The following is a 10,062-nucleotide window of genomic DNA, read 5'->3' as shown; positions in this document are numbered from 1 at the left end:
GTGAGGCGATCGACCGAGCAGACTCGGGTCTCCCCACTATGGCGGAGCCGTGGGCCGGCCACCATCTGTCGGCGCTCCATTGTGCCTTCCCGCAATCGCGATTACTGAGCGCGAACCGTTCAGGTCATGAAGGGACTGATTCGCAGCACTTCTGCAGCGACCGCTTGAGCGAGCGGCGCATCCGCATGCAACTCGAGCATTTCAGTCAGCTCCGGGTGGTCGAACGTCGCAAGCCCGTTGTGAATGCCGAAGCCAGCCCATCCGTCGAATGCGACTCGACGACCGTGGTCGAAGTAACGCTCGAAATGCAGACGAAGTTCAATCCTCGGATTGCGGTCGCGCATCCACCGCGTGAGAAGCTCCGAAGCCTGGGCCACAGTCATGTTCTTCTGCTCGATGGGCTGCGACGAGCACGCTAAATGGATTCGTTTGACCTTGGTCCTTGCAAGGTGGCCGAGAAACCACGCAGGTCCCTTGATCGAAGAGCCTGGCGCTCCACGCAATTCGTCGGCGAAGTTTGCGGCGGCGTAATGATCGAGGATGTACACACTGCGCGTTTGAGCAGCAAGTGGAGCGAATCGCTGGTTCCAGATGCTCTCGCGATTGGTCCCTTTTGGGATAAAGCCGTGCCACTTCTCCAGCAAGTCGGCCACCGCGTCTGAATTTGTCGCAGTTGCGAACGTCGACAGCTCTGGCCGAGTCCCCGCTTTCCCGACCACGTCTAATCGGTACTGCGCGAGTAGTAGAAGGTGCGCTGCCGTCGCCCAACTACGAAGGTCGGACTCCCCGCTCACATCCTTGAGCGGAACCGGTTGCGGACTCGGCGTCGGCGTACGGCGATTCTGAACGAGTTGGAATATCACCTCTGCCAGCTCTGGCGATCCAGTCTGTGCAAATTCGACTAGTAACTCCGCGGCCGACTGATCAGAGTCGGTGACCAGCAGACTTCTCTCCTTGAGAAATCGAATGAGGAGCCGGCCCGGCCCGATTCCGTTCTCGATGAGCTCCTGCGCGGCGTCCGGGTCGATCCCGATCTTCAGCAGCATCGCGCTCTCACTGCTCGGGTTCAGGGTTCAGGATTGCGACGAGATCCTCCATACGGTTGTCGAAGAAGCCGCCCGGCCATTGGTAATCGAGCTGACCGTTGTCCCTGATCGCAACGGTCTCGATCTGTGAAGCTTCGCCCTGGCGGGTCACATGGTGAACCGCAACCTCGTCTGGCCCAATTCGCTGCTCAGCGATTCGGCGTTGGAGGCGGAGAAGAATCGGTTCGCTGTGCGTTTCGACCAAGAGGACGTTTCCGTAGTCTTGTTCGCTCGTCACGAACAAATCTCCTAGGACGGACTGCAATCGGGGATGCACATGGGCCTCCGGTTCCTCGATCAGGATCGTCTTCTCGCGGCTACCGAGCAGGATGACGATGATCGGGAGGAGCTGGCTCACGCCGAATCCAACGTCGCGGAGGTGCACTCGCTCGCTACCTGCGCCGATGCGCCGGACTCTTAACCGAACATCAGGATCAGTAGGTCTTCCGGAGTGTTCGACTTCAATTGCGTATGGGATCTCGAACTTGAGCAGCCACTCATTGACGTCGACGACAAGATCACTATTAGAGGAGAGTCGGAGCAGATAGTCAGGGGTTGAGTCTCGCTGATCCGCCTCCCATTCGGTCGCTTCGCGAAGGGGGACGGCTCGTGTCGGGCCAATATGCTGTATCGACTTGAACGCATCCGTTGCCTCTTCGAACGTCTTCCTTATCTCTGTCGCAAGAACATGGTCGGGTACTGAGAGCGCGTGGCTGGAAGGAGCTGGCTGCGGTCGCGAAAGTTTCGGGAAACCGTAGTAGTCGGATGGGAAGGTAATCCGGCTCGTTGAAGCTCTTTCACCCTTCTCCAAGGGGTATACGTACCACCATCGTGCACTGAGATCCCCGGTGTTCGGAGTGGCGTCCAGCGCTATGTGTCTGCCTGCAGTCACACATTGGATTCGATCGACCGGGTGTGTGTCGTCGGTGGATTTGCTTGAATGGCCGTTGAACGCATTCAGCATGACGAACCTGCTCCATCCGGAGTCCGCGCCGCCCCATCCGACTCCGACAACGATTGGCCGATCGAGGTTATGGGAATGAACCGCGTTGCCATATGAACCGAACGACGCAGAGGGGCCTTCAAATCGAAGCGTGCCGGTCTCCCAGGACTGCTTGAGGAGCTGGATGACGTGGAAAACGCTTGACTTGCCTGAGGAGTTTTCGCCGAACAGCAGAGTGATTGGCGCAAACGCTGGCTGAGCCAGTTCGAACGCTTTGAAGTTAAAGGCGAGAACACTCGCTATTCGATGCACTGCACGCATCGAGTCCTGAGTTGTGTTACTGGCAAGGCTCCACCGCGGTGGAACCGCTCCGTCGTTGTGAAAGACGGTCGAATAGCGGTAGAGCACGGCGTTTACCCGGCTCTTGTCGACGTCGTGGCCGTGCCGCCGCAGGGCATTTGCGATGTGCCTGGCGGTTTGGTTCGGCGACTCGCTGACCAACTTGTAAATGAGTCCTCGCCAATCGTCGTCAAGGTCCCACTGTGATCCGGAGGTCATGACGGAACGTTATCGGAGTGCGTGCATCTGGTGTGTAGCGGTCTCCGTGATTGCGCGGCAGTCGGTTATCGGATTTTGTCTGGTCGAGCTGAACGGCCACAATTAGTCGGATCGTTTCACAGCCGGGTAGGAGGTAGCTCGAATTGGGGCTGCCACGGGAGCTGCTTCGCAGTCATATCGTCGGCGTGTTGTCGCAGTTTCCTGGTTCGACCGCCCGCGAGATTCAGGCTCAGTTGCACGTGTGGACGCGTGACTACACGCTGACGCGCAGAGACGTCAATCAGATCCTGTATGGGAACCTCGACGATTTTCAGAAGGACGAAAGTTACGTCCCGCGCTGGCGTGTCCAAGTCGCTCCGGCCGCGGTGCAGTCGGTGGCGCCGCGGACTGCGCGTGTTCGCAAGGAACGAGAACGCCTCGACCGATCGGCCGCGGCGCGAACTGCCGTTGCTAACCCTCGCCCGAAGCGAGAGGAAAAGTCCGCGGCGACAGCCACTGAGTGGACTCTCAGTTTGCGGCCGTGGCAGCAACATGCGCTCAGAAACTGGATTGCCGCTGGGCGTCGCGGAGTCATCGAGGCTGTAACGGGTACCGGTAAGACGCACCTGGGTCTTGAGGCCGCAATCCAGATCGCGCAACTCGGGGGTCAAACGACGATTCTCGTTCCGTCCGTCGAACTGCAGAGGCAGTGGAAGCGGCGAATCACCGAGTTCACCCACCTGTCAATCGCGACCGTTGGCGGGGAAGTTTCCGGCAATCCAGCGACGGCGCACGTCACGGTTGCATTGGTGCAAACAGCAGCGCGTGCACCGATTCCTGCGATATCACCACTTCGACTACTCGTTGCGGATGAGGTCCATCGCTACGGCGGTGAGCACTGGTCGCTGGCGCTGTCGGCGGCGTACAGCTTTCGACTGGGACTGACAGCGACGCTGGAGCGTAGCGGCGACCAGGGCGTGGCGCATCGACTGTTGCCATATTTCGGCGCCGTGGTGTTCCACTACGACTATCGCCAAGCCCGGGCCGAGCGCGTTGTTGCACCGTTCAGGCTGGTGTTTCTCGGTGTCGCCCTCGATGCGGACGAACGTGCGAACTACTCGGAATGGACGCGCCAAGCCGCCGTCAACCGAAAAAAGCTCGCTGACGCGGGCTTCCTTCAGGGAAGTCTGGTACAGCAACGCGAGGAGCTAAATCTGCTCTCCGCCGGATCTCCATACAATCCGCTCACGATTGCCGCGCGGCAATACGAGACCGCACTCAGGCAGCGGCGAACCCTGCTTGCAGAGTGCCGGGGCAAGATCGACGCGGTGAGTAAGCTCGCGCAGGCGATCGACAATTCGAACGGTTCTGTCGTCTTTTCCCAGACAGTCGCGGTCGCGGACGAGGCTGCTGCAACGCTGCGAGCCGCAGGCGTACCTACGCACGCCGTGCACTCTCAGATGGACAGCCGTGAACGGCGCGGCAATCTTGAGAGTCTGGAAGACGGCAGCATCCGGGCGCTGTGTGCACCGAAGATCCTCGACGAAGGCATCGACATCCCCAATATTGACCTGGGGATCGTGATGTCTGCGAGCAGTCAGAAGCGGCAGATGATTCAGCGCCTCGGTCGTGTCATTCGACTCAAGGACGGCGGTGGACCAGCTCGATTTGTTGTCTTGTATGGGGTGGACACCGTCGAGGACCCGGCGCAAGGGGCGCATGAGACCTTCATTGAAATGGTCCGCGAGGTGGCGGACAGTGAGCACCGTCTCGACGCAGGTTGGACAGCCGCGGAAGCGACTCGGCTAATTGACGGAGGTGTGGAACCCGGAACCTGGTCAGCGATCCGTCGCCGGCTGGGGAGGATATTTGGTTAGCCGCCCGGCGCCGGCGCTCCTCTCGACTTGTCGTACCCTTCCGGACAATCGTTCCAATGAGTGAGTGCAAGCACGACTTGGACATCGCGACTTGTGCGATGTGCGCACAGTCGCCGACCGTGTACGTCTCCGGAGGCGGCAGCCACTTCCACCGAGTGCGCGGATGTGTAGCTCTGTCCGACGGGCAGAGCCAGGTCTTCGAGCGTGGTGGCGTGCTGGCGGTCGTGAACCTAACGACGCATGCGGAGGCTGAGTTGTTGGGGCGGTATCGTTGCCGCGAGTGTGCGTAGAAGAGCGCGAACCGAGATCGGCTAAGAGTTCGCACGCGGCGACTAGCAGCCTCTAACTGATTCGTACTTGATCCGAAGGCGTGCCGAATTCTCCGGTCGGTCTTCGCCAACCCGGGGTTCTCCGCGAGTCTTTGAGCATTCTCGGCCAGTTTGACGTTCCCTCCCATCTGCGAGCCGACCACTTTCGTCGCGGTCCTGGACAGGAAGTCGTATGGCGCCGACGCGTCGTCGAGTAGATCCACTACGAGTCCGATTTGCCCGATATCGGATGTATTGCAACTCTACGACGGGCCGTTGCGCCACCCCGTTCATCCCCGTACCGCCTCTTACGTTTGCCCGAAAGCATCCGGGCTGCATACGAGGAGTAGCGGACATGGCCGTTCGAAGTTCGCGTCCGACTCGGGCTGTGGCGGCCTCGCTGCTGCTGACCGCTGTTGTCGGAAGCGCGCCGGCTGGGGCAGCTCCGCTCGACCCGGGTGCCTCAGCAAACCTGACCAGCTTCATCGTCAAGTTCAACGCACCTACCAGTGTGCTCAAGCAAAGCCTGACTGAAGACTTCGACCTCAACATCAAACGCCCCATGTCATTCGGCGCAAATGTCGTCACCGCAGATCGTGCACTCGATGACGCTGAGACTTCGGCCGTCCTTGATGCCCTCGCCTCCGATCCCAACGTCGAATACGCCGTGCCGAACGCGGTCCTCACCGCATCTGCCATTCCGAATGATCCCCGTTTCCCCGATCAGTGGCACCTGCAGGACGCTCCCGTCGGCATCGAGATGCCGAAAGCCTGGGATCTCGCCACCGGCGCCGGGGTGACGGTCGCCGTCCTCGACAGCGGTCGGCTCGACCATCCGGACCTGAATCCGGCATTCGTCGGCGGGTACGACTTCGTCTCCGACCTCCCCGGCCCGGGCAACCCGAACCCGACCTGTGACGGCGACCTGCGCGACGCCGATCCAACCGACGCCTGCAATTACGGTCACGGCGTCCGGACCGGGGGAACGATCGCCGCGACCACAGGCAACAATGAGGGTGTGGCTGGTGTGGCCTTCGGGGCGCGCATCGTCCCGGTGCGTGTCTTGGGCCTCTTCGCAAGCCTCGCGGACGTCATCGACGGACTCAACTGGGCAGTCGGTGGGACGGTGCCGGGCGTGCCGCCGAACCCGAATCCCGCGTCGGTGGTGAATATGAGCATCAATGGTGAATTGCCTTGCCTGGAACCGATGCAATTGGCTCTCGACGCGGCGGTTGCGGCCGGTGCGGTCGTTGTGGTTTCGGCCGGCAACACCAGCCAGGATGTTTCGGCTGAGATGCCCCGGCAACTGCACGGGCGACTTTCTCCGCGTCGCGGCAAGTGACCGGTCCGGGAATCTCGCGAGCTACTCCAACTTCGGTCCGCTCGTCGACATCACGGCGCCAGGCGGCAGGGCCGTTCCCAACCCGGAAGACGGGGTGCTGACCACTGAAATCGGGGCTACCTACACCTACGCCGAAGGTACGTCGTACTCCGCGCCGCAGGTCGCGGGCGTTGCTGCACTGATCAAAGAGGCGGCGCCGGAACTGACGCCGGCCCAGGTCGTCAACATCATCAAACAGACGGCCAAACCACTTCCAGGGTCGTGCGCGGCTGGCTGTGGCGCGGGACTGCTCGACGCGTACGCGGCGGTGCGAGCAGCGCGATTGGCGCCGGGCATCCCCGTTTTCGGAAGTACCGGTAGCTGACGGACGGTCGTGGATCGCCATCGCGGCGAGTTGTTCCCAGCAGTGCCCGATCGTCATTGGCTGCCACTTTCGAGCTCGTGGTCGGCAGTCACGAACCAATTGGTGACGAAGATGCGCCTACGTGGGACCAGCGTTCACACTTTCTGTCGATTATGGTTCGCGACGAGCGTCGGGTTGGGCCCAGCCAAGAGCGGGCGCCGTCAGAGACTGTTGTTGGTCGCCAGAATTGCCATCGAGGGGTCATTTGCGGTGCTCGCCCTATAAGGAGCGACTGTTTGCACTGTAGAAACCGTGACTATTCCCGCTTGGCCGTTTCGGGATCTGCGTGTGCGCGGCGAGGATTTCGATCTTCGTCTCGAACCCGAACGGGTCCCCGAGTACGTCACCAACCTCACCACCGAGGATGCAGCCACGCACTCGGACTGATAGTCCGGGGCATTAACCATCCCCATGGCGTGAGTGTGGCACGAGGCAGTGACAAGAATTCGATCGCAATATGTCAGCACTCGGTGCGACTCTTATGGTGGCGAGTGGCTCCGGAAGGTGTCGATCCTTCGGCCTCGTCCTTATGAGGGACGCGCTCTTCCGCTGAGCTACGGGGCCTAGTAGCAGCAACGTACGGCAGAAGGATCCGTCGGTGCATCTGAGTTTCGGGCATGTGGCTAGCGGTAGTGGGGTCGATGTCGGGTACGCAGGGAACGTTGTCGTCATCGAGCGAGAACGTCTGAAGGTGCACTGGGCCGAGCTGTCGGCACTGAATTCTGGAGTCGGCTACGTAGCTCGTTCGGCTTAAAACATCGATGGTGAACAACCTCCCGCTGCCTATCTGAACGGAGACGGCCATATCGTCGACCCGGCTGAGCGCTTCCCCACGAAAGGAAAATATGAGCTTTCAAATCATCCCCGGAGACACCGGATCCCCAGTGGTGATCCACGTTCCGCATTCATCGACCTACATCCCAGAAGATGTTCGCGCGGGAATTGTTCTCGATGACGCGGCGCTGGCTGTTCAGTTGGCGGCGATCACAGACGCGGATACCGATCTGATCGCGATCGAGGCCGTTGCCGCAACCCGCGTTCGACCGTGGCTGTTTATCAACCGGACCTCGCGGCTGGTCATAGACCCAGAGCGGTTTCCCGACGAGCGTGAAGAATTGAACGCGGTGGGTATGGGTGCTGTTTACGAGAGGACTACGACCGGCGAGATTCTGAGGCAGCCGAGTGCCGAACAACGAGACTCACTGCTCTCGACGTACTTTCACCCGTATTCCGACGCGCTCAGCCGACTTGTACGAGAACGACTCGACGCGTTGGGTGAAGTGCTGATCATTGACCTGCATTCCTATCCGCTGCAGAAGAACCCCTATGAGCTGCACGGAGATGGTGAACGTCCTGAGGTGTGCATTGGTACAGATGCGGTCCACACATCCAGCGAGCTTGCGCTTCGCGTGCACAAGTGTTTCGCGAACAATGGTCGATCGGTTGAGTTCGATTCGCCGTTTCGCGGCACGTACGTCCCGCTGTTCGCGTACGACGCCAAGGATTCTCGCGTGCAATCAGTGATGGTCGAACTTCGCCGTGACGTCGTGGCTCAATACAGATCTGGGTTGGCGTCCAGCCTTCGCGAATTCATCAACGGCGTTTAGTGCGGATGGTGGCAATCGAGACGGGCAAGCCTGCGGGCTGAGAATTGTTGACTGCCCTGACGGTCCTCAGTTCAGACTGGAACCCGGGTGGGCGTCGAGCGTTGTCGTGAATCCGTGACGGCTACAGGTCAGGGCGAACTGCGAGCAAGTTCCAGACGCGATGGAACCGACGACAGTCACGCTGCGTCATATCGAGCGTGAGTGACTATGTGATCGAGGGCGTTGGCTTCCGAGTCGATGTGACGGCCCTTGAAGATGCTGCCGCAGGAATTGATCACTCCGTCGAAAGTCAGGACAGCTTCGAGCTTCGCGAGCTCTGCGGTCCGCCGGCGTTGTACGGACATGATCGAGTGCACAGCGAATTCCAGAGCTTCTGCGCCCGCTGGAGCGATGGTCTTGATCTGTTGACCGATGACGCCTCCAAGGTCAGCGCCGCGCTAACTCGAGCTGCTCAGGGGTATCGCAAGGCTGACCAGAACAATGGTGAACACCTCTCCACGGATCCAGGCATCGCGGCGATCGCCGATGGCTGAGCTTGGCGAGACCTCCAACCCGAAGGAACTCGTCCCAGGCAACGCCGACTCGATCGAGGAGAACGCTCGTGTGAGTCGTACGCGTTCCGAGCAGGCGCAACGTGCTGGCGAAGGGCTGCTTGCAATCGACGCGGGGAGCTGGACAGGTGCCGCCGCGAGCGCATTCAGAGAGAAATTCTCGTATGAGCCAGCCAGGTGGTTCTCCGCTGCGGACGCTCTGGAATCCGCCGCGAGCGTTCTCGAGGACTACGCAACTATGTTGCGGTGGGCGCAGTCGCGCGCCCGAGAGGCCGTCGCAGTGTGGGAGAGAGGCGACGAGCATAAGGATGAAGCAGGTGACGTGCTCGCATCTGCACGGAGCTCTCTAAGTATCGCCAGCGAGGCTGCTGCTCAGGCCCTCAGTGAGCGCGCGAAGAGCGCGCCTGAGACGTCGAGTTGGCTGGACGATTTCGAAGACCTGCTCCTTCACGTCGCAGCCGTGGTGGTCAACGGTGCAGCATCGTTCGGGAACTCGGTTCTCCGGCACCCTCTCGATGCCGGGGCCGTCGTTGCTGGTCTCGGACTGGCAGCCGTCAGTGCAGCAGGGTTCGGCGGAGGGACCGTCTTGGATGCGACTGGCATCGGCGCGGTCGTTGGTGTGCCTGCGCAAGCAATCTCGGCTGCGGGTATCACAGCAGGCCTCGGAATCGCCGCCGTTGGGGCAAAGAACGTCATTGACGGTGCGATCGGAGACGACCACGTCGAAGTGATCGACGATTCCGACGATGCCGCTCCGGCGGTCGACCTGACGGGGAGGCCACTGGGCCGCGAGGAATTGTCGCCCGACCAAGCCGCGAACCTCAAACGCTACGAGCAGAAGCTTCCGGCCGCTGCAGAGGAGACCGTTATTACGCGTCGCAACGACGGCTCGATCCAGTTCGAGAGCACGGTTCCCGGCCGAGTTCCGGGTTCGTCCGCCACGTACACAAAGGTTGTCCTTGAAGACGGAACGACTGCCGGATACTCGAAGACAACTAACCTTCCGGATGGCTCAATCGCACACGTTAAGGACAAGATGCCGAAATGAAGGATCAGCGGCTTGAGGCGCTCTTAGATCTTGTGGAACTGCGTGGTCCACTCGACGAGGCAATACAACACCTCAACGGGTTCCCCTGGGACGCCGAACATCCGATCGTTTTGTTGACGGTTGAGCATCTGAAGTCACTTATCGATCGGTTTCTGAGCGGTGCCGTCAGTCCGGCCGATTCTGCGCGTTGGGCGGATGCGATCGAAGTCCGCGACGACATCGGCCGCGAGGGCGGGTCGGAAGCGCTGCTGAATGAATTTCTGTTTGAGGTGTCGGCGCCTGAAATCAACGGTCCGCTTACTTCCGAACGGGCGCGCGAGTGGCTGTCTGTTGTCGCGGGCTGTCCGTAACCCAGCGATGT

General features: G+C 60.7%; 10 protein-coding genes and 1 tRNA gene. 8 read left to right on the top strand and 3 right to left on the bottom strand.

The genetic code is table 11. The annotated features are described in order from the left end of the window. Positions 1-119: 119 nt before the first annotated feature. Both F600_RS31770 and F600_RS31380 read right to left on the bottom strand, forming a co-directional pair. Positions 120-653 carry a hypothetical protein gene (locus F600_RS31770; RefSeq protein WP_156024791.1) on the bottom strand — a complete coding sequence of 178 codons (534 nt, stop codon included), beginning with the start codon at positions 651-653 and terminating at the stop codon, positions 120-122. Positions 654-1,053: 400 nt separating this feature from the next. Further along, a complete protein-coding gene (locus tag F600_RS31380) occupies positions 1,054-2,586 on the bottom strand; it encodes an AAA family ATPase (RefSeq protein WP_081628998.1) in 1,533 nt (510 codons plus the stop codon). Between the two features lie 185 nt (positions 2,587-2,771). Between F600_RS31380 and F600_RS0123420 the strand changes: the two genes are divergently transcribed. From F600_RS0123420 to F600_RS32590, 4 genes are all read left to right on the top strand, one after another. Further along, positions 2,772-4,442 (top strand): DEAD/DEAH box helicase, encoded by a 1,671-nt coding sequence (locus F600_RS0123420; protein ID WP_018163101.1) that lies wholly within the window; start codon positions 2,772-2,774, stop codon positions 4,440-4,442. 663 nt (positions 4,443-5,105) lie between these two features. Beyond that, complete coding sequence (locus tag F600_RS30835; RefSeq protein ID WP_162141466.1) at positions 5,106-6,092, top strand: S8 family serine peptidase; 987 nt, start codon at positions 5,106-5,108, stop codon at positions 6,090-6,092. Further along, entirely contained in the window at positions 6,031-6,456 is a 426-nt protein-coding gene (locus tag F600_RS30830) for a S8 family serine peptidase (RefSeq protein ID WP_018163099.1), read from the top strand. The genes F600_RS30835 and F600_RS30830 overlap by 62 nt, the downstream gene beginning before the upstream one ends. Before the next feature lie 291 nt (positions 6,457-6,747). Beyond that, positions 6,748-6,882, top strand: coding sequence for a hypothetical protein (locus F600_RS32590; RefSeq protein WP_255222421.1), 135 nt, complete (start codon positions 6,748-6,750; stop codon positions 6,880-6,882). A gap of 105 nt (positions 6,883-6,987) precedes the next feature. Here F600_RS32590 and F600_RS0123400 read toward each other — a convergent pair. After that, positions 6,988-7,059: transfer RNA gene (locus tag F600_RS0123400), tRNA-Met, on the bottom strand. A gap of 281 nt (positions 7,060-7,340) precedes the next feature. Between F600_RS0123400 and F600_RS0123395 the strand changes: the two genes are divergently transcribed. From F600_RS0123395 to F600_RS0123380, 4 genes are all read left to right on the top strand, one after another. After that, positions 7,341-8,102 carry an N-formylglutamate amidohydrolase gene (locus F600_RS0123395; RefSeq protein WP_081628994.1) on the top strand — a complete coding sequence of 254 codons (762 nt, stop codon included), beginning with the start codon at positions 7,341-7,343 and terminating at the stop codon, positions 8,100-8,102. Positions 8,103-8,311: 209 nt separating this feature from the next. Beyond that, a complete protein-coding gene (locus F600_RS0123390) occupies positions 8,312-8,635 on the top strand; it encodes a hypothetical protein (protein WP_156024790.1) in 324 nt (107 codons plus the stop codon). After that, positions 8,628-9,701, top strand: coding sequence for a putative T7SS-secreted protein (locus tag F600_RS29550; RefSeq protein ID WP_018163095.1), 1,074 nt, complete (start codon positions 8,628-8,630; stop codon positions 9,699-9,701). Before F600_RS0123390 ends, F600_RS29550 begins: the two co-directional genes overlap by 8 nt. Continuing rightward, entirely contained in the window at positions 9,698-10,051 is a 354-nt protein-coding gene (locus tag F600_RS0123380; protein WP_018163094.1) for a hypothetical protein, read from the top strand. Before F600_RS29550 ends, F600_RS0123380 begins: the two co-directional genes overlap by 4 nt. Positions 10,052-10,062 lie beyond the last annotated feature (11 nt).

The organism is Smaragdicoccus niigatensis DSM 44881 = NBRC 103563 (genome assembly GCF_000380645.1).
Taxonomy (GTDB): Bacteria; Actinomycetota; Actinomycetes; order Mycobacteriales; family Mycobacteriaceae; genus Smaragdicoccus; species Smaragdicoccus niigatensis.
This window is presented reverse-complemented; position numbering and strand designations above follow the sequence as displayed.